The 18,559-nt window shown below is 68.4% G+C and carries 18 protein-coding genes and 1 riboswitch; of the genes, 11 read left to right on the top strand and 7 right to left on the bottom strand.

What is annotated here, in order from left to right:
- Positions 1-155: 155 nt before the first annotated feature.
- Positions 156-845 (top strand): winged helix-turn-helix domain-containing protein, encoded by a 690-nt coding sequence (locus AC1DCU_RS17125; protein ID WP_025878439.1) that lies wholly within the window; start codon positions 156-158, stop codon positions 843-845.
- Positions 842-2,185 (top strand): ATP-binding protein, encoded by a 1,344-nt coding sequence (locus tag AC1DCU_RS17120; protein WP_442252070.1) that lies wholly within the window; start codon positions 842-844, stop codon positions 2,183-2,185. The genes AC1DCU_RS17125 and AC1DCU_RS17120 overlap by 4 nt, the downstream gene beginning before the upstream one ends.
- Here AC1DCU_RS17120 and AC1DCU_RS17115 read toward each other — a convergent pair.
- Both AC1DCU_RS17115 and AC1DCU_RS17110 read right to left on the bottom strand, forming a co-directional pair.
- Positions 2,182-3,654, bottom strand: a complete 1,473-nt coding sequence (locus AC1DCU_RS17115) for a sensor histidine kinase (protein WP_180831591.1) — start codon at positions 3,652-3,654, stop codon at positions 2,182-2,184. The genes AC1DCU_RS17120 and AC1DCU_RS17115 overlap by 4 nt on opposite strands.
- Complete coding sequence (locus tag AC1DCU_RS17110; protein WP_032976390.1) at positions 3,651-4,370, bottom strand: response regulator transcription factor; 720 nt, start codon at positions 4,368-4,370, stop codon at positions 3,651-3,653. The genes AC1DCU_RS17115 and AC1DCU_RS17110 overlap by 4 nt, the downstream gene beginning before the upstream one ends.
- Before the next feature lie 144 nt (positions 4,371-4,514).
- Between AC1DCU_RS17110 and msrB the strand changes: the two genes are divergently transcribed.
- The 4 genes from msrB to AC1DCU_RS17090 all read left to right on the top strand — a co-directional run bounded on the left by msrB (position 4,515) and on the right by AC1DCU_RS17090 (position 9,235).
- Positions 4,515-5,090, top strand: coding sequence for a peptide-methionine (R)-S-oxide reductase MsrB (msrB, locus tag AC1DCU_RS17105; protein ID WP_025878435.1), 576 nt, complete (start codon positions 4,515-4,517; stop codon positions 5,088-5,090).
- A gap of 2 nt (positions 5,091-5,092) precedes the next feature.
- Complete coding sequence (locus AC1DCU_RS17100) at positions 5,093-6,856, top strand: cytochrome c biogenesis protein DipZ (RefSeq protein WP_442252069.1); 1,764 nt, start codon at positions 5,093-5,095, stop codon at positions 6,854-6,856.
- Between the two features lie 14 nt (positions 6,857-6,870).
- A complete protein-coding gene (gene msrA, locus AC1DCU_RS17095; RefSeq protein WP_442252068.1) occupies positions 6,871-7,617 on the top strand; it encodes a peptide-methionine (S)-S-oxide reductase MsrA in 747 nt (248 codons plus the stop codon).
- 169 nt (positions 7,618-7,786) lie between these two features.
- On the top strand, positions 7,787-9,235 hold the full coding sequence (locus AC1DCU_RS17090) for an aminotransferase-like domain-containing protein (RefSeq protein WP_025878432.1): 1,449 nt from the start codon (positions 7,787-7,789) through the stop codon (positions 9,233-9,235).
- A 65-nt stretch (positions 9,236-9,300) separates the two neighbouring features.
- Here the strand turns inward: AC1DCU_RS17090 and bioD are convergent, their stop codons facing one another.
- Entirely contained in the window at positions 9,301-9,993 is a 693-nt protein-coding gene (gene bioD, locus AC1DCU_RS17085) for a dethiobiotin synthase (protein WP_080150124.1), read from the bottom strand.
- Between the two features lie 66 nt (positions 9,994-10,059).
- Here bioD and AC1DCU_RS17080 point away from each other — a divergent pair, with 66 nt between their 5' ends.
- Together AC1DCU_RS17080 and AC1DCU_RS17075 are read left to right on the top strand one after the other, a co-directional pair.
- Positions 10,060-10,542 (top strand): GAF domain-containing protein, encoded by a 483-nt coding sequence (locus AC1DCU_RS17080; protein ID WP_025878430.1) that lies wholly within the window; start codon positions 10,060-10,062, stop codon positions 10,540-10,542.
- The gene (locus tag AC1DCU_RS17075) at positions 10,539-10,901 is read left to right on the top strand and encodes a TfoX/Sxy family protein (protein ID WP_025878429.1); all 363 of its coding nucleotides are present in this window, start codon (positions 10,539-10,541) and stop codon (positions 10,899-10,901) included. The genes AC1DCU_RS17080 and AC1DCU_RS17075 overlap by 4 nt, the downstream gene beginning before the upstream one ends.
- A gap of 142 nt (positions 10,902-11,043) precedes the next feature.
- Here the strand turns inward: AC1DCU_RS17075 and AC1DCU_RS17070 are convergent, their stop codons facing one another.
- Positions 11,044-11,622, bottom strand: coding sequence for a histidine phosphatase family protein (locus AC1DCU_RS17070; RefSeq protein ID WP_059065880.1), 579 nt, complete (start codon positions 11,620-11,622; stop codon positions 11,044-11,046).
- 176 nt (positions 11,623-11,798) lie between these two features.
- A riboswitch (cobalamin riboswitch) is annotated at positions 11,799-12,019 on the top strand.
- Positions 12,020-12,136: 117 nt separating this feature from the next.
- On the opposite strand from AC1DCU_RS17070, the gene btuB reads away from it, so the two are divergent.
- Positions 12,137-13,978, top strand: coding sequence for a TonB-dependent vitamin B12 receptor (gene btuB / locus AC1DCU_RS17065; protein WP_442252412.1), 1,842 nt, complete (start codon positions 12,137-12,139; stop codon positions 13,976-13,978).
- Between the two features lie 78 nt (positions 13,979-14,056).
- Here btuB and gph read toward each other — a convergent pair whose 3' ends face one another.
- From gph to AC1DCU_RS17050, 3 genes are read right to left on the bottom strand one after another with little or no spacing between them, the layout of a single operon-like run.
- Positions 14,057-14,725, bottom strand: a complete 669-nt coding sequence (gene gph / locus AC1DCU_RS17060) for a phosphoglycolate phosphatase (protein ID WP_080150129.1) — start codon at positions 14,723-14,725, stop codon at positions 14,057-14,059.
- A gap of 50 nt (positions 14,726-14,775) precedes the next feature.
- Positions 14,776-15,567: a class I SAM-dependent methyltransferase gene (locus AC1DCU_RS17055; RefSeq protein WP_033830262.1), complete on the bottom strand. Its 792-nt coding sequence runs from the start codon at positions 15,565-15,567 to the stop codon at positions 14,776-14,778.
- The gene (locus tag AC1DCU_RS17050; RefSeq protein ID WP_025878424.1) at positions 15,564-16,493 is read right to left on the bottom strand and encodes a LysR family transcriptional regulator; all 930 of its coding nucleotides are present in this window, start codon (positions 16,491-16,493) and stop codon (positions 15,564-15,566) included. The genes AC1DCU_RS17055 and AC1DCU_RS17050 overlap by 4 nt, the downstream gene beginning before the upstream one ends.
- A 106-nt stretch (positions 16,494-16,599) precedes the next feature.
- Here AC1DCU_RS17050 and AC1DCU_RS17045 point away from each other — a divergent pair, with 106 nt between their 5' ends.
- A complete protein-coding gene (locus tag AC1DCU_RS17045; RefSeq protein ID WP_032976398.1) occupies positions 16,600-17,238 on the top strand; it encodes an NAD(P)-dependent oxidoreductase in 639 nt (212 codons plus the stop codon).
- 173 nt (positions 17,239-17,411) lie between these two features.
- On the top strand, positions 17,412-18,323 hold the full coding sequence (locus AC1DCU_RS17040; RefSeq protein WP_105163358.1) for an MBL fold metallo-hydrolase: 912 nt from the start codon (positions 17,412-17,414) through the stop codon (positions 18,321-18,323).
- The last annotated feature ends 236 nt before the right edge of the window (positions 18,324-18,559 follow it).

Here is an 18,559-nt window from a genome sequence, read left to right as displayed (position 1 = left end):
TGCGGCCAAGTCGTTGCCCGGCCTGAGGCCCGGCCCGCGCGCCAGCAACCCCGGCTGAATGGCGCCCGCTCCCTGGACCCGAGCGGCCCGGCAGCTGGGATAGCATCGCCGCGCTCGTGCCACGGCGGTACGGAAGCACCCCGGAGGCCTTGTAGATGCTGGATATCGTACTGGTTGAAGACGACGCTCGGCTGGGCACGATGGTCAGCGACTACCTGAAGCGCCACGGTTACCAGGTCGCCCACGAACGCTGCGGCCAGCGCGCGATCGCCCGGATCCTCAGCGAGAAGCCGGCGCTGGTCCTGCTCGATATCGGCCTGCCGGGCCAGGATGGTTTCGAAGTGTGTCGGCAGATCCGGCCCCACTATGACGGGATCATCTGCGTGCTGAGCGCCCGCACCGACAACATCGACCAGGTGCTGGGGCTGGAGCTGGGCGCCGACGACTACATCGGCAAGCCGATCGAACCACGGGTGCTGCTGGCCCGGCTGCGCGCCCACCTGCGCCGCCACCGCCGGGTCGAGCCACGCGATGGCGCCCTGCGTTTCGGTGAACTGAGCATCGACCCGTCCACCCGCAACGTGCACCTGCAGGGCCGCCTGCTGGAGCTGACCACCGCCGAGTTCGACCTGCTGTTCCTGCTGGCCGGCAACGCGGGCCAGATCCTCGACCGCGATGCGCTGCTGCGTGGCCTGCGCGGCATCGCCTTCGATGGCCTGGATCGGTCGATCGACGCACGCATCTCGCGCCTGCGGCGCAAGCTCGGCGACAACCCGGAGCAGCCCGAGCGGATCAAGACCGTGCGCGGCCGTGGTTACCTGTTCAGCCGATCAGCATGGGGATGAAGCATCCGTCGTCGGCCATGCGTGGCCATGCCTTCCACTTCCTGCGCTACGGCATCGGTTTCCTCACCGCCCATCTGCTGCTGATCGTGCTCGGGCTGTGGGCCTGGGATGCGCTGCTGGAAGACCGCACCGAGGCCAGCCTGCAGGCGGAAATGCGCGGCCCGCACGCCATGCTGCAACATCGCTTCGCCGAAACGCCGCCGGCGCAGTGGCCAGCCCTGGCGCAACAGTTGCACAGCGATTTCGCCTATCCGCTGCAGCTGATGCCGCTGACCGAAGCTGCCGCGATACTGCCGGCGAAACAGCGCAAGGGCCTGCTCAACGGACACGTGCAGATCGAGCTGGACAGCATGCGCAGCCTGCAGCGCGTCGGCAACAGCAGCAGTGCGCTGATCCTGGGGCCGCTGGACCAGGCCCTGCCCGAAGAAGGCTGGCAGGACAGCGAAGCCTCCGGCGTGGCCATCATCCTGCTGATCCTGATGGTGGCGGTGGCATTGCCGATGTACGTGATGGTCTACCGGTTGTGGCGCGATGTCTCGCAGCTGGCGCAGACCGCACGACGGATGCGCGATGGCCAGCTCGACAGCCGGGCGCCACGCGCCGGTACCGCGCTGGTGCGGCCATTGGCCAAGGCGTTCAACCACATGGCCGAACAGCTGCAGCTGCTGCTGGACAGCCAGCGCGTGCTGGCCCAGGCGGTGGCGCACGAAGTACGCACACCGCTGGCACGCATGCGCTTCGGCCTGGCCGACCTGGAAGACACCGGACTGGACAACGCCCAGCGCGATGCGTTGTCCGGCCTGCGCATCGACATCGACCGGTTGCAGCACCTGACCGATGCGGGTGTCGAGTACGCCGCGCTCGGCCGCTGCCATCAGGTCACCCGCCAGCGCCTGCAACTGGCCGCGCTGGTACGCGGCGTGGTCGAGCAGTTCGCACCACTGACGATACCGGTGCAGCAGGACCTGTCACCGGCAGGGCTGGTCAACGTCAACCGGCACATGCTGGAACTGGCGCTGCGCAACCTGCTGGGCAACGCGCTGCGCTATGCGCGCCGGCAGATCCGCATCGTCAGCACGCTCAACGAGGGATGGCTGTGCCTGCAGGTGGAGGACGACGGTCCCGGTATCGCCGTCGAACTGCGCAGCCAGGTGCTGCAGCCCTACGTGCGGCTGGACCTGGCCAGCCCGGGTTTCGGGCTGGGCCTGGCGCTGGTGCAGGTGGTGGCGGACAAGCATCGCGGCCACGTGGAAGTGGCCGATTCGGTGCTCGGCGGTGCCTGCATCCGGCTGCTGCTGCCGATGGAAAGCGGTGTCCCGCCACCGGCAGACAACGTCTAGTTCGCCTCGGCATCGGCACGCGGCAAGGCGAACACGAACAGCGCGCCCTGTTCGCTGTCGCGCAGTTCGATACGGCGGCCATGCAACTGCACGATGCGCTGCACGATCAGCAGGCCGAGCCCGCCGTTTTCGCCACGCCGCGCGCCCAGTGCCGCCGGCGCCTGGAACAGTTGCCCACGCAGCGCCGGCGGCACCCCGGGGCCATCGTCCTGCACCGCCACCTGCACACTGTCGGGCAGCGCCGACAGCTGCACCTGCACACGGCCCCCGTCCGGGGCATGCCGCAGCGCGTTGTCGAGCAGATTGGTCAGCACGCGCTCCACAAGACCCAGGTCGGCGCGCACCAGCGGCAGGCCCGGCGGGAAATCAGCGTGCAGGCGCTGCCCACGTGCCTGCGCGGCCAGCTCGAACTTCTGCAGCACGTCCTGCAGCAGTTCCGGCAGCGCGAACACTTCCCACTCCAGCCGCACTTCACCGTGCTCCAGCCGCGCCAGTTCAAACAACGCCCGGGCCAGACGGCCGACCTTGGCGCTCTGCGCCAGCGCGATACCGAGATAGCGACGACGCTCCTGCGGCGACAGCGTGGCTTCTTTCAGCGCCAGCGTTTCGAGGTAACCGTGCAGCGAGGACAACGGCGTGCGCAGGTCGTGCGAGATGTTGGCCACCAGTTCGCGGCGCTGCAGGTCCTGCTGGCGAAGCTGCTGCCACTGCTCGCCCAGCCGCTGTGCCATCTGCGAATGGGCATGTTCGAGGATCTTCAGTTCATCGCGCTCACCCGCGCGCAGCGGTACCGGCGCGGGCAGTGGCGTCGGTGCGTCGATGTCGAAGGCCTGTATGCGCCGGGTGACCTGGCGCAGGGGCCGGGTCACCCAGTAGAAGGCCACCAGGCCGGCAAGCAGGCCCAGCCCGCCGATCAACAGCACCGACCAGAGCGTGGTGTGCCATTGACTGCCGGCGGCCAGATCGTCGGCCAGCATCTGCCGGTGTTCGCCCACCAGTACCACGTACACGTAACCCGCCTGCCGCCCCTGCACCACCAGCGGCGCGACACTGAACACCTTGCGACCATCCGTGCTGCGCGGATCGTCACCGAGGATCGGCAGCGGCGCACCGGACAGCAGGCGTCGCAGCGGTGCCACGTCCACCCGGCTGCGCACCAGGTGGCCGCTGGGCGCATCGTGGCCGAGGATGCGACCCTGCTCATCCAGCAGGTACACCTCGACACTGGGGTTGACCGCCATCAGCTGGCCGAACAATGCGCGCACCGCTGCATCGCGCATGCCGCTGGTGTCCATCAGTTCGCTGCGCTGGGCGATGTGCTCGGCCAACCCAAGCGACAGGCGCTGCACCACTTCCTGCTCATGCCGGGTATTGGTGCGCATCTGCCAGGCCAGCAGCGCCATGCAGCACGTCAGCATCAGCGCCGACATCACCAGCGCCAGTTTCTGCCACAGGTTCGGCTTGATCATGTGGCCGCCCCGGCCGGGTCGACCAGTTTGTAACCGCGCCCCCACACCGTCAGCAGGCGCCGCGGGTTGCCCGGGTCGGTCTCGATCTTGCTGCGCAGGCGGTTGATGTGGGTGTTGACCGTGTGCTCGTAACCGTCGTGCTGGTAGCCCCAGACCTGGTTGAGCAGTTCCATCCGCGCAAACACCTGGTCCGGGTGGCGGGCGAAGAACAGCAGCAGTTCGAACTCACGCGGGGTCAGTTCCAGTGCATTGCCATCGACGGCGGCAGTACGGGCGACCGGGTCCAGCCGCAGCCCCCCGAGTTCGATCGCCCCGGCATCGATGCGCGCGTTCTGTGCCATGGCTTCGGCGCGGCGCAGCAGCGCACGCACGCGCGCCACCAGTTCCGGCATCGAGAACGGCTTGGCCAGGTAGTCGTCCGCGCCCAGTTCCAGGCCGACGATGCGCTGGGTTTCGCTGCCACGTGCGCTGATGATGATGATCGGCACGTAGCGCGCCATCGCGCGTGCACGCTGGCAGACCTGCAGGCCGTCCACGCCCGGCAGCATCACGTCCAGTACCAGTGCATCCCACGGACCTTCCTGTTCGATCAGGCGCAGGCCGGCATCGCCGCTGGCGGCGTGTGCGACTTCATAGCCCTCATCCCCCAGGTGCATGCGCAGCAGGTCGGCGATGTGGGCATCGTCTTCAACGATCAGGACACGTTTGGCGGACATCGGCAGCTTCGGGCCAGTGGGGAGGCTGCCCGCATTGTGGCGCGGGAGCGGCGTGGATACCTCACGAAAAATTGAATCCTGCGTGAGGATTCGTTGACCGGAGGGGGCGCAGCATGGCCCCGTCGCCCCTTCCCGGAGTCCACCATGTCCCTCACCCGCCGCCATCTGCTGGGCCTGGGCGGTGCTGTCACCGCCGCCGGCCTGCTGGGCCTGGGCGCGTGCAGCCGCGCGGCCCCGGCCGCTGCCGAGGCACGGCCTGCGCGACAGTTCGAGGTGGTCCGCAGCGATGCCGAGTGGCGCCGGCTGCTGAGCCCGGCGCAGTACGCCGTGCTGCGCCAGCAGGCCACCGAGCGCCCCTGGAGCAGCCCGCTGAACAAGGAACATCGGCAGGGCACGTTCGCCTGTGCCGGCTGTGCGTTGCCGCTGTTCTCTTCGTCCACCAAGTTCGAAAGCCACACCGGCTGGCCCAGCTTCTGGGCGCCGCTGCACAACGCCATCGGCGAGGACCGTGACACCACCTTCGGCATGTTGCGGGTGGAAGCACATTGCCGCCGCTGTGGCGGCCATCTCGGCCATGTGTTCAACGACGGCCCGCGGCCGACCGGACTGCGCTACTGCATGAACGGCGCCGCGATGGCGTTCATGCCCGGGACTGCGCAACAGGACGCCGCTGGCGGCTGGCGCGTGCCGGTCGGTTCTTCCCCTGCTTCTGGAGCCTGATGATGCTGCTGTTGCTGCTTGCCTATCTCGGCGGCGTGCTGACCCTGCTCAGCCCGTGCATCCTGCCGGTGCTGCCGTTCGTGTTCGCACGCGCTGATCGTCCTTCCCTGCGCAGCACCCTGCCGCTGCTGCTGGGCATGGCACTGACCTTCACCGTGGTCGCCAGTCTGGCGGCGGTCGGCAGCCAGTGGGTGGCGCAGGCCAACCAGGTCGGCCGCTGGGTGGCATTGGTACTGATGGCGGTGTTCGCCATCGCGCTGCTGTGGCCGACCCTGGCCGACCACCTGCTGGCGCCGTTCCAGCGCATCGGCGCGCGCCTGAGCGCACGTGCCGACGCCGCGGATGCGGCCGGCCGTGGCGGCGCCTGGACCTCGCTGCTGATCGGCATCGCCACTGGCCTGCTGTGGGCCCCCTGCGCCGGTCCGATTCTCGGCCTGGTGCTGACCGGTGCCGCCCTGAACGGCGCCAGTGTCGGCACCAGTTCGCTGTTGCTGGCCTACGCGCTGGGCGCCGTCACCGCACTGGCGCTGGCGGTGTGGGTGGGCGGCCGTGTGTTCCGCGCACTGCAGGCCCGGCTCGGCCTGGGCAATGTGGTGCGCCGGGTGCTCGGCGTGGCCGCGCTGCTGGCGGTGGTGGCGATCGGCCTGGGCTGGGACACCGGCCTGCTGACCCGCCTGTCCGCGGTCAGTACCGCACGCATCGAACAGGGCCTGCTCGATGCCGTGCCCGGCACGCAGCCGGCAGCACCACCGATGATGATGATGGCAGCCGGCCAGGCAGGCGCGCCGCTGCCGGTGGAAGGAACGCTACCCACGCTGGACGGCGCCACCGGGTGGCTCAACAGCCCGCCGCTGAGCCGCGAGCAGCTGCATGGCAAGGTCGTGCTGATCGACTTCTGGACCTATTCCTGCATCAACTGCCTGCGTGCGATGCCGTTCGTGCACGAATGGGCGCAGCGCTACCGCGACCATGGCCTGGTGGTGATCGGCGTGCACACCCCGGAATTCGCGTTCGAGCGCGACCCGCGCAACGTGATGAAGGCCGTGCAGCAGCTGAAGGTCGAGTACCCGGTCGCACTCGACAACCAGTATGCGATCTGGCGCGCGTTCAACAACCGCTACTGGCCGGCGCACTACTTCGTCGATGCGCAGGGCAACATCCGCGGGCATCAGTTCGGCGAGGGCAACTACGCGCACTCCGAACAGGTGATCCGCCGCCTGCTGGTGGAAGCCGGGCAGACCGAGCTGCCGCCGCCTGCTGATCCGGCCGCGGCTGACCTGCAGGGCGTGGCCACGCAGGCCGACATGGGCAACCTGCGCTCGCCGGAAACCTACCTGGGCCACGCACGTGCCGAGCAGTTCGCCTCGCCGGGCGGGCAGCGCGCCGACGCAGCATTCGGCTACACGCTGCCGTCCACCCTGGCGCTGAACCAATGGGGCCTGTCCGGACAGTGGCGGGTCAACGATGAGGCTGCACAACTGCAGCAGGCCGGCGGCCGCATCGCGTTCCAGTTCCACGCCCGCGACCTGCATCTGGTGCTGGCACCGGGCGAGGACGGCAAGCCGGTGCGCTTCCGCGTGCTGCTCGATGGCAAGCCACTGCCTGCGGCCGATGCCGGCGCCGACGTGGTCGCCGATGGCACCGGCACCGTCAACGAGCACCGCCTGTACCAGCTGATCCGCCAGCGCGGCACGATCGGTCCGCATCGTTTCGAGATCGAATTCCTCGACGCAGGCGTGCAGGCCTACGCCTTCACCTTCGGTTGAACCGGGAGCACACGATGAAACTCTCCTTCGAACAGGGCATTGCCGCCGGCGTCGCCGGCCTGGTCGCCACCGCGCTGGTCGCGGGTGTGCTGCTGGTGGACCACAGCGCGATCGCCGCCCCGGCCGAGCCCACCGCACAGCTGCAGGCACTGCCTGCGCCCAGCGGTGATGCGGCGTTCCGCGATGACGCCAGCCACGCCAGCCACGCCAGCGTGGTATTCGCCGGCGGTTGTTTCTGGGGCGTGCAGGGCGTGTTCCAGCACGTCAAAGGGGTGAGCAACGCGGTGTCCGGTTACATCGGAGGCAGTGCCGCCGACGCCCGCTATGAACGCGTCAGCGGTGGCCGCACCGGCCACGCCGAAGCGGTGAAGGTGGACTACGACCCGCGCCAGGTCAGCTATGGACAGTTGATGCAGGTGTTCTTCTCGGTGGTGCACGACCCGACCCAGCTCAACCGCCAGGGGCCCGATCATGGCAGCCAGTACCGCTCGGCGATCTTCGCCGAAGACGCGCGCCAGCAGGCAGCAAGCCGTGCGTACATCGGCCAGCTCGGCCAGGCGGGGAGCTACCGCGCGCCGATCGTGACCCAGGTGAGCAGCGGCCAGCGCTTCTACCCGGCCGAGAGTTACCACCAGAACTACATGAGCAACTACCCGCAGGCCGCGTACATCCGCTACTACGACGCGCCCAAGCTGACCGCGCTGGGCAAGCAGTTCCCGGCGTTGTACCGCCGCGATCCCGCGTTGGTGCCGATGCGCTGACACCCCATGGTGGGGCCGGCCGCTGGCCGCCACCACGGCATGAAAAAGACGCACGGCCACAGGGCCGTGCGCTTGGGAAGTATCGACCCGGCCCCGATCAGGCCCGGCCGACAACGACATGCTAGGCTCGTCAGCATCATGGGTACAGAACCAGATGCGGGCCGGGTCGATGGATACAGAAGACGCCACCACGATGATTCCTCCCCGCTACCAGCGGCTGTCGGACGAGCTGGCTGAAGCCATCCACGGCGGGCGCCTGCCGGTCGGCAGCCGGTTGCCATCGCTGCGGCAGATGGCATCGCAGCGCCAGCTCAGCCTGAACACGGTGATCGCGGCCTACCGTCAGCTGGAAGACGCCGGCCTGGTCATTCCGCGGCCCAAGGCCGGCTTCGAAGTCGCGCCGCGACTGTCGGTTCCGCAGCGCTCGCTGCGTGATGCGCCGTCCGCGCCCACCGCCCCGCTGCAGCAGGTGCTGATGGCGCGGGTGCTGGAAGCGCAGCGGCGCCCCGGCGTGATCGACCTCGCCTTTGCCGGCCCGCGTGGGCGCCAGTTCTACCCGGGTGCGCAGCTGGCCCGGCACACCGCGCAGGTACTTCGCCATGGCCAGCAGACCGTGGAGACCTACGCCCGTCCCAATGGTTCGCCACGCCTGCTGGCGCAGATCGTGCGGCGTGGCCCGCGGATGGGCCTGCATACCCACCCCGAACGCCTGCTGCTGACCCATGGTGCGATGGAAGCACTGCAACTGGCACTGCGCGCGGTCACCCAACCCGGCGATGCAGTCGGCATCGAAGCACCCTCGTACTTCAACCTGTATCCCCTGCTGACCACGCTGGGCCTGCAGCCGATCGAACTGCCCACTCATCCGCAGCGCGGCCTGGACGTGGATGCGCTGGAAGCGCTGCTGGAGCACACCCCTCTTGCGGCGCTGGTGGTGATGCCGACCGTGCACAACCCGCTGGGCTGCACGATGCCGATCGCCGACAAGCAGCGCCTGGCCGAACTGGTCAACGCACGCCAGCTGCCGCTGATCGAAGACGCGGTGTATGCCGAACTGCAGTTCAGCGAGCCGCCGGCGCCCTTGCTGAAGGCGTTCGACCGCGACGGTTGGGTGATGGTGGTCGGTGGATTCTCGAAGACGCTGGCACCGGACTACCGCATCGGCTGGCTCGATGGCGGCCGCTTCGCCGAACGCATCGCGCTGCTCAAATTCCAGTCCACCGGCGGCGAACCGCAGCTGCTCGGTGATGCGGTGGCGGCCTACCTGGAAGCAGGCAGCTACGAGCACCACCTGCATCGCATGCGCCGGTTGTACCGCGAACAGGTCGGTCGCCTGCGGCAGCTGGTGGCCGAACATTTCCCGGCCGGCACCTGCGCTACCGAGCCGCAGGGAGGATTCCTGCTGTGGCTGGAGCTGCCTGGCGTAGACACCCGGGAGCTGTTCGAGCGCGCATTGGCAGAGGACATCGTGTTCATGCCGGGCCAGGTGTATTCGCGTGGCGCGCGCTACCGGCATTGCCTGCGGTTGTCGTGCTGCCAGACCCTGGACGCGCGCTTCATCGCTGCGGTGGAACGGCTGGGTGCGATCGCACGGGAGCTGGTGGCGGCAACACGGTAGTGCCGGCCGCTGGCCGGCAACCTCGAGGTGGTGAAACGCGTGCAGTTGCCGGCCAGCGGCCGGCACTACCTGTGGTCGCTGTGCAGATACGCGCTCAACGCTTCACCATCGGCGCCCGGCAGATGCGGCAGCCGGCCCCAGCAGGGCATCGGCAGACGCTGCTGCAAGGTCGCGAAATTCTCATCCTGGCGCTGCATCGACGGATCGATGTGGTTGCCGATCCAGCCCAGGCACTCCACGCCACTGGCCTGCAGCGAGTGTGCGGTCAACCGCGCATGGTTGACGCAGCCCAGGCGCATGCCGACCACCAGCACCACCGGCAGCCGCAGCGCACGTACCAGGTCAAGCTGGTCCAGCTGCGCCGACAACGGCGCCAGCCAGCCGCCCACGCCTTCGACCACCACCACGTCGGCCTGTGCGCGCAGGCGTTCGAAGGCCGCCACGATCGGGGCCAGTTCGATGCGCACGCCATCTTCTGCGGCCGCCAGTTCGGGCGCCAACGGTTGGCGCAATGCGTAGGGGTTCAGATCGGCGTAGTCAGGCACCGGCAGGCTGGCGGCCTGCAATGCCAGCGCGTCGTCGTTGCGCAGCCCCTGCCCCGCGTCATGGCTGCCGCTGGCCACCGGCTTCATGCCCACCGCGCGCAGGCCGCGCCGGCGCAGCGCGTGCAGCAGCGCGGTACTGGCGGCGGTCTTGCCGATCTCGGTATCGGTGCCGGTGACGAACAGGGCCGTCGGCAACGTGGCAGGCAGGGACATCACAGGCTCCAGCGGGGCAACAGAGCCCCATTATCGCTGGCCCGGCGCGCTTGCTAGACTGCGGCCATGTTCGCCAACGCCTCGCTCACCGGCAGCAAGCCGGAACAATACGCCCAGCTGCTGGAACAGGCCCGTGGCCTGGTCTACGGCGAGTCCGACCGCATCGCCAATGCGGCCAACCTCGCTGCACTGGTCTACCACGCCCTGCCCGACCTGAACTGGGTGGGCTTCTACCTGTATGACGGCAAGGAACTGGTGGTCGGTCCGTTCCAGGGCCTGCCGGCCTGCGTACGCATTCCGCTGGACAAGGGCGTGTGCGGTGCGGCCGCCAGCCAGCGCGTCACCCAGCGGATCGAAGATGTGGACGCCTTCCCCGGCCATATCGCCTGCGACGCCGCATCGCGCTCGGAACTGGTGGTGCCGTTGCTCCGTGGTGGGGAGCTGATCGGTGTGTTCGATATCGACAGCCCGGTCGTCGGCCGCTTCGATGCCGAGGACCAGGCCGGTCTGGAAGCCATCGCCGAGGTGTTCGTCGGGGCGTTGGCGTGAGCGCGGTCAAGCTGCGCAACATCGGCCCGAAGAGTGCGGCATGGCTGCGCCAGGTGGGCCTGCGCAGCCGTGAGGACCTGGTTGCGATCGGTGCCGTCGGTGCCTTCGTCAAGGTCAAGCGTGCCGGCTTCAAGCCCAGCCTCAACCTGCTGTATTCGCTGGAAGGTGCGCTGCTGGACTGCCACTGGCAGGAACTGAGCGAACCGCAGCGTACGGCACTGGTGCAGGACTACGAAGCACGGATTGCCGTGCATCCGCTGAAGGCGGCAGGTCCGGCCTCGGGCCCGGTGCATGAGCAGCGCTTCGACGCCGAGGACGACGGCGAAGAAAGCACGGCCGAAAGCGCCGACGAGGATTGAGGCCTCCGCGTTGCTGGGAATGCCGGCCACCGGCCGGCACCACCACTGTGATGCGCGATCGGTAGCGCCGGGCCATGCCCGGCGAGCGCGTAGCGCGGGTGATGTGGAATCCGCCGGGCATGGCCCGGCGCTACCGGATTCGTCAGGGTTGCTGCAGCTCCAGCAGCTCGCCCACCAGCCCCGCTTCTCCGCGCTCGACCCACACGCGCAGGCGCGTGCCGTGGTCGATGCGCAGCGCCCAGCACAGCGACATCGGCAGGCCGCACACCAGCGACAGCACCATGCGCAGCGGGCCGCCGTGGCTGACCACGACTGTCGGCGGCGGGTCGTCGTCATCCAGCAGGCGATCCAGCGCGCGTGCGATGCGCCGTTCGAAGTGGCCCCAGCTTTCGCCATGCGGCGGCGGAAACGCGTGCGGATCGGCGTGGAACGCGGCCAACGCCTCTTCCGGCAGATCAAACAATGACTGGCCATCCCAGTCGCCGAAATCCAGCTCTTCCCACTCCTCGTCGGCCTCAACATCCAGCGCGCGCGGTGTGGCCAGTGCCATCGCCGTATGCAGCGAGCGCAGGCGCGGCGAACTGATCACCCGTTCCCACGACTGCCCGGCATAGGCATCGACCAGCTCCTGCGGCAGGCGGGCCAGCTGCGGCGGATCGCTGCGGCCATCGAGGAACTCATCGCGACCGTTGCCGGCATGGCGGACCAGGTCGAGGATCATGCGCGTGCCCAGTCAGGGCGGCGCGGGAACAGCGGAAAACAGACGGACATCGGCAACGGCACCACGATAATTCGAGCTGCATTCTAGGCGCTGGCGCAGGTCTGCTGCACCGTGCAGGTGCATCCGCGCCTGCTCAGTCGTGCGGGTTCGACGCTACGGGCCGGCCGCGATGCCGTAGACTGCGCGCACTTCCAGGTGACCTGCGGCCCTGCCGGCAGGTTGAAACGGGAAGCCGGTGACGCGTGACAACACGCCATGCCGGCGCTGCCCCCGCAACGGTAAGCACGTCAATTCCAGGCAACCCGCCACTGTGCCGCAGGCATGGGAAGGCGCCTGGACGGTGGCCTCGGGCCACCCGGCGGCGAGCCCGGAGACCGGCCCGGAAGCCTCAGGTCGCGATGCGGTGGGCATGGCGCTGGATGTCTGTGGCGATGGCCGCGGCATCGGCGCGTGCCTGCCTGTTGTGACTCCTCCCCTTCGCTGCGCGGGCGTGCGCGGCACCTGGAGTCCCCCGATGAAACTGCAGTCCCGAATGCTGTCCCTGGCCGTGCTGGCCGCACTTCCTGCATTGGCCCTGGCCGATGATGGCGCCGCCGACCTCGACCAGGTGCTGGTCACCGCTACCCGTACTCCGATCGCCCTGCAGGACAGCATTGCGCCTGCGCAGGTGATCGACCGCGCGCAGATCGAATCCAGCCAGGCCACCTCACTGCAGGAACTGCTGCAGGGCCGCGCCGGCATCAACCTGACCAATGCCGGTGGACTGGGCAAGCAGAGCTCGCTGTTCCTGCGTGGCACCAATTCCTCGCATACCGTGGTGCTGGTCGATGGCGTGCGCATCAACAGCGCCGACCTCGGCCTGGCGATGTACCAGGATCTGCCGCTGGCACAGATCGAGCGCGTGGAAATCGTGCGCGGCCCGCAGTCCAGCCTGTACGGTGCCGACGCCATCGGCGGCGTGATCCAGATCTTCACCCGCCGCAACCAGGGTGATTTCGCTCCGCACTTCCAGCTGGGCGGCGGCAGCAATGGCCTGCGTGAAGCCAGCGGCGGCATCGGTGGCGGCACCGAACGCGGCTGGTTCGGCGCCGACATCGCCTACCAGCATTCGGATGGCATCGATGCCTGCCGCGGTTCGGCCACGCTGTTCACCGGCTGCTTTGCCGATGAACCCGACCGCGATGGCTACCGCAACCTGTCCAAGAGCCTGCGCGGTGGTTACAACCTGAGCGACCAGTGGACCGTGGAAGGCAGCGCGCTGCGTGCCGACGGCAAGAACCACTACGACGGCTACTACAACTACTCCGAGACCCGCCAGCAGGTACTGGCCGGCAAGGTGCGCTACACCCCGTCGGAGCAGTTGACGCTGACCGCCAACGTCGGCCGCAGCGACAACGAGTCCGACAACTTCGGTGATTTCGGTGCACGCGGCAGCGCACAGACGCACCGCGACAGCGCTTCGCTGCAGGCCGACATCGGTATTGCCGAAGGCCAGCTGCTCAGCGCCGGCGTGGACTGGAGCGAGGACAACCTGGATGGCAGCAGCGCCGGTTACCTGGTCGACAGCCGTCGCAACACCGGCGTGTTCCTGCAGTACCAGGCGCGCTTCGGCCGTCACCAGCTGCAGGCCAGCGCACGCAATGATGACAACCAGCAGTTCGGCAACCATGCCACCGGCAGCCTCGGCTGGGCGATGGAGCTGGGCCACGGCCTGCGCGTCAACGCCAGCTACGGCACCGCGTTCAAGGCACCGACCTTCAGCGACCTGTACGACCCGTGGAGCGGCGTGCCGACGCTGGACCCGGAGAAGTCCAAGAGTGCCAACCTCGGCATCTCGCAGCAGGGCCAGGGCTGGCGCTGGGGCCTGGACGTGTACGAAACCCGCATCGATGACCTGATCACCTACGACGCGGCCACCTTCCGCATGCAGCAGGTCGAAAAGGCACGCATCCGCGGTGCGGAATTGACCGGCGGCGCCACCGTGGCCGGCTTCGACATCAACGCGCAGCTGAGTTTCACCGACCCGCGCAACCGCACCAACGGCAGCGCGCAGTTCGACAACTGGCTGGCACGCCGTGCGCAGCAGACCGCGCGCCTGGACATCGACCGCCGCTTCGGCGACTTCCGCACCGGCCTGACCGTACAGGGCGCGGGCAAGCGCTACGACGATGCCGCCAACGCGGCGAAGGTCGGCGGCTACGGCACGCTGGATCTGCGCGCCGAATACGCGCTTACCCCGGCATGGTCGGTGCTGGCGCGGGTGGCCAATGTGTTCGACCGCGAGTACGAAACCGTGGCGTGGTTCAACCAGCCAGGCCGCGAGTATCAGCTGAGCGTGCGTTACCAGCCCAGGTAAGCGGTAGCGTCGGGCCATGCCCGGCGTCGGGGCGCCAGATCGAAGGGCCGCCGGGCATGGCCCGGCGCTACCGGCGGGTCAGGTCGCCGATACCGCAGCCAATCCCGGCAGTTCACGCAGGTCGTCGATTACCGCGACGGCCTGCGCGTTTTCCAGGTCCAGTCCTCGCGGATAGCCGTAGCGCACCAGCGCGATCGGCATGCCGGCGTCCTCGGCAGCACGATAGTCGGTGAGCGAATCGCCAACCATCAGGCACGCATCGACGGGCAGTTCGAAGTGCGCGGCAATATGCCGCAACGGCTCACCACTGGGCTTGCGCTGCGGCAGCGAATCACCGCCCAGCACCAGCGCAAAGGCATCGGCGATGCCCAGGTGCTGCAGCAACGGCGGCACCAGCGCGGCCGGCTTGTTGGTGCAGATGGCCAGCGGCACGTTCAACGCGCGCAACTGCGCCAGCGCGTCCACTACGCCAGCGAACAGCTGCGGGCTGCGCAGCAGGCATTCGCGGTAATGGACCATGAAGGTCGGCATCACCGCTGCCAGATCGATCTGACGCCCGGCGGCCTGCACGGCCTGTTCGACCAGCCGGCGCACGCCGTCACCGATCCAGCCCAGCACGGTGGCTTCGGGTACGCGCGCCAGGCCGATGTCTTCCAGCGTGCGGTTCAGTGCTTCGGCGATATCGGCGGCGCTGTCGACCAGCGTGCCATCGAGGTCGAACACGACCAGCGGATAGGGATACGACAAGGGACGGCTCACTCGTGCAACGTGGGGCCGTCCATTGTACGCCCGCGTCTTCAGCCGATCCGGCGTGCGCGGGTGGCCAGGAAGGTCGGCAGGTAGCGGTCGATCAGGAAGCGCGGCTGCGGCTGCCAGTCTTCCATGAAGCGGTCGATGACGAACCCGGCATCCAGCTGCCCGGCGATCAGATCCCCCAGGCTGTGACCGAATGTCAGCGCTTCGCCACGGGCCAGCTTGGCCTCGCGCGCGGCGGGCTCCAGGTCTTCCAGGTCGGAATAGGGAATCGCGTACTGCGGGCGGATCAGGCCCTGCTCGCTCAGCTGTGCATCACGCGCGGCAACGAACACCACCGGATTGTAGAAGCTGGCCATCAGCAGGCCATCGCGTGCCAGCACCCGGCGGCACTCGGCCCACACCGGACGCACGTCGGGCACGTACAGGTTCGATATGGGATGGAACACCACGTCGAAGCTGTCGCTGGCAAATGCCTGCAGATCACGCATGTCACCCTGCACGGTGCGCAGCGACAGACCGTCGCGGTCGGCGACGGCGCGGTCCTGCGCCAGCTGCCCGTCGGAAAGATCGAACACGGTCACCTCAGCGCCTGCCGCGGCAAGCACGGGTGCCTGTTGGCCACCGGCCGAGGCCAGGCACAGGATGCGCCTGCCACGCACATCGCCCAGCCAATCCAGCGGCAACGCACGCGGCGTCAGGTGTACCTGCCAGCGTCCCTCGCGTGCGGCGGCAATCGTTTCGGCATCCACCGGTCGCGACCACTCGCGCACCTCGCTGGCCTGGCGGTCCCAGGCAGCACGGTTGTGGTCGATCAACGCCTGTCCCTGATTCATGTGTTCTCCTTGCCCGAAGGGCGCCAGTCCAGATCCTGGAAGGCCGGGCTGGCGAAGCACTCGGCGAGGAAATCCAGGAATCGCCGCATGATAACGGGCTGTTGCCGGCGCGAGGCGTACACGGCATGAATGCCCAGCTCGTCCAGGCTGTACTCGGGCAGCAGTTCGATCAGCTCACCACTGCGCAGCAACGGTGCGACCTGATAGGTCGGCAACATGGCAATACCGGCATTGGCGCGCACCGCCTCCAGCAACAGCGATGCTTCATTGGCACTGATGTTGCCGCCCACCGCCACCGACAACGAGCGCCCTTCGCGATGCAGCTGCCACAGGCTTTTGCCGACGTAATGATGGGTCAGGCAGTTGTGCACGGCGAGGTGTTCGGGCGCGGTCGGCGTGCCACGCGCCTGCAGGTAGGCCGGCGTCGCGCACAGCACCGAACGGCAGATCGCCAAACGACGTGCGATCAGGCTGGGATCGATCTGCCGCGCGATGCGCACGGCCAGGTCGACGCGCTCCTCCACTAGGTTGACCATGCGGTCGACCAGCAGCAGTTCGATGCGTGCGGCCGGATGGCGCTGCACGAAGGCGGCCACCGCACGCGCCAGATGGCTCTGCCCGAACGACACGCTGGCGGTGATGCGCAGCGTGCCGTGTGGCTCGGGATCGTCGCTGGCCAGCTCACCCTGCAGTTCTTCGCCGATCGCCAGCATCTGCCGGAAACGCGCCAGCGCGGCTTCACCGGCCCCGGTCAGGCTGACCCGCCGCGTGGTCCGGTGCAGCAGCCGCGCGCCCAGCCAGCCCTCCACCTCGGCCAGGTAGCGGCTGACCATCGCCCGCGACATGTCCAGCACCTCGGCGGCGGCGGTCAGGCTGCCGCGCTCGGCAACTTCGACGAATACGGTCATGGCGGTCAATCGGTCCATCTGCTCGATCCATGCAACAAATAAGCGCGTTATACGCTGTTTTTCGATCGACTGCAGCGGCCTACAGTGGCCCCATTCCCAACCACCACCCCCACGGAGTCCTGCCATGAAGATCGCCCTCGTCGGTGCCACCGGCAACATCGGCCGCCAGATCGCCCGCCACGCGCTGGCCAACGGCCATCAACTGACCGTCATCGTGCGCAGCGCGCAGGACCTGCCGGCCGAGCTGGCCGGTGCCCATCCGGTCATCGCCTCGCTGGATGACCAGGACGCCCTGGTCGCCGCCATCGCCGGCCACGATGTGCTGGCCAGCGCCTACGGCCCGCGCCCGGGCGACGACATCGGTCGCGTCGGCGAGGTTGCCGCACAGCTGGCCAATGCCGCCCGCAAGGCCAACGTGCCGCGCCTGGTCGTGGTCGGCGGCGCCGGCAGCCTGGAAGTCGCCCCCGGCGTGCAGCTGGTCGACACCCCCACCTTCCCGGAGGCCTACAAGCCCTACGCGCTGGCCCACCGTGAAGCGTTCAACCGCTTGCAGGCGGTGGATGACCTGGACTGGACCTTCTTCTCGCCGGCCGCCGAAATCGGCCCAGGTGAAGAGCGTGGGCAGTACCGCGTGCAGCCCAAGGCCTTCCTCGCCGATGCCAGCGGCCACAGCCGCATCAGCTACGCCGACTACGGCGCCGCGTTCGTCGCCGAACTGGAAGCGCACAAGCACCCCAGGCAGATCATCACGGCGGCGTACTGATCGCGCACTCGCCGGCCTGACCGCCTGCCGGGCATGGCCCGGCGCTACCCACCTGTAAAGCCGAAGGCAACGGCAGGAGCCGTTGCCAACGTCGCTTGCGACGGCCCGTAGGGGGCCGGGCAAGGACGCCCGGCATAGCCAACGCTCGGCTCGACAATCCAAGGACACCTCCCATGCGTACTGCTGCCCTGCTGCTTCCTCTCGCGCTGGCTGCCAGCTTCACCAGCGCCCCACTGCTGGCCGCACCGGCCGCGCCTGCACCCGCCAGCGCTGCCAAATCCCAGCTGCGCCTGCAGACCTTCCATCCCGGCCCGCAGGCAATGTTCTCGGTGTCCTCGGTGCTGATCGAAGGGCGCAACGACGCGATCCTGGTCAACGCGCAGTTTGCTGCCGGCGATGCACGCCGGCTGGTCGAGCAGATCCGTGCCAGCGGCAAGCGGCTGACCACCATCTACATCAGCCATGGCGATCCGGACTATTACTTCGGCCTGGCCACCGTGCAGGATGCGTTCCCGCAGGCGCGCATCGTCGCGACCGCGCAGACCGTGGCGCACATCCGTGAATCCCAGGCCGGCAAGCTGGCGTACTGGGGGCCGAAGATGGGCGCTGACGCTCCCGCACGCATCGTGGTGCCCGCAGTGCTGGAAGGCGATGCACTGCAGCTGGAAGGCCAGCGCCTGCCGTTGATCGGCCTGGATGGCCCGACGCCGGACCGCAGCGTGCTGTGGGTGCCGTCGCTGCGCGCGATCGTCGGTGGCATTCCGGTGGTGGCCGGCGAGCACGTGTGGATGGCCGATACGCAGACGCCGCAGTCGCATGCCGATTGGCTGCGCACGCTGCAGCAGCTGCAGGCGCTGAAGCCGAAGGTGGTGGTGCCCGGTCATTACGCGGAGGGGGCGGCACTGGATGCCAGTGCGTTGCGCTTCACCGCGGATTACATCCGTGCCTTCGATGTTGAAACCGCCAAGGCCAAGGACAGCGCTGCGTTGGTGAAGGCGATGCAGGCGCGCTATCCGCAGCTGGCGGGGGTGGCGTCGCTGGAGTTGAGTGCGAAGGTGGCCAAGGGCGAGATGCAGTGGCCGTAAGGTAGGGGGTTCTTTTGCAGGGCTGCGCCCTGCACCCGCCGAAACGGTAGTGCCGGCCGCTGGCCGGCAACCTCAAAGCCAAAGCAACAGCAGGCATTCCGTGGGTAGGCGGGGTGGGTCCGGTTGCGGGGGACGCCGTAAACCCCCAGACCGGCCCAGCCGCTGGCGGCTGTGCGTTCGGGCGCTTGCGAAGCAGTGCTTCGCAAGCAAAGCGCCCTCACCCTTGGGGGCTTGGC

Source organism: Stenotrophomonas sp. 10L48, from assembly GCF_056395105.1.
The sequence above is the reverse complement of the archived record's forward strand: the minus strand, read 5'-3'. Positions and strand labels throughout refer to the sequence as shown.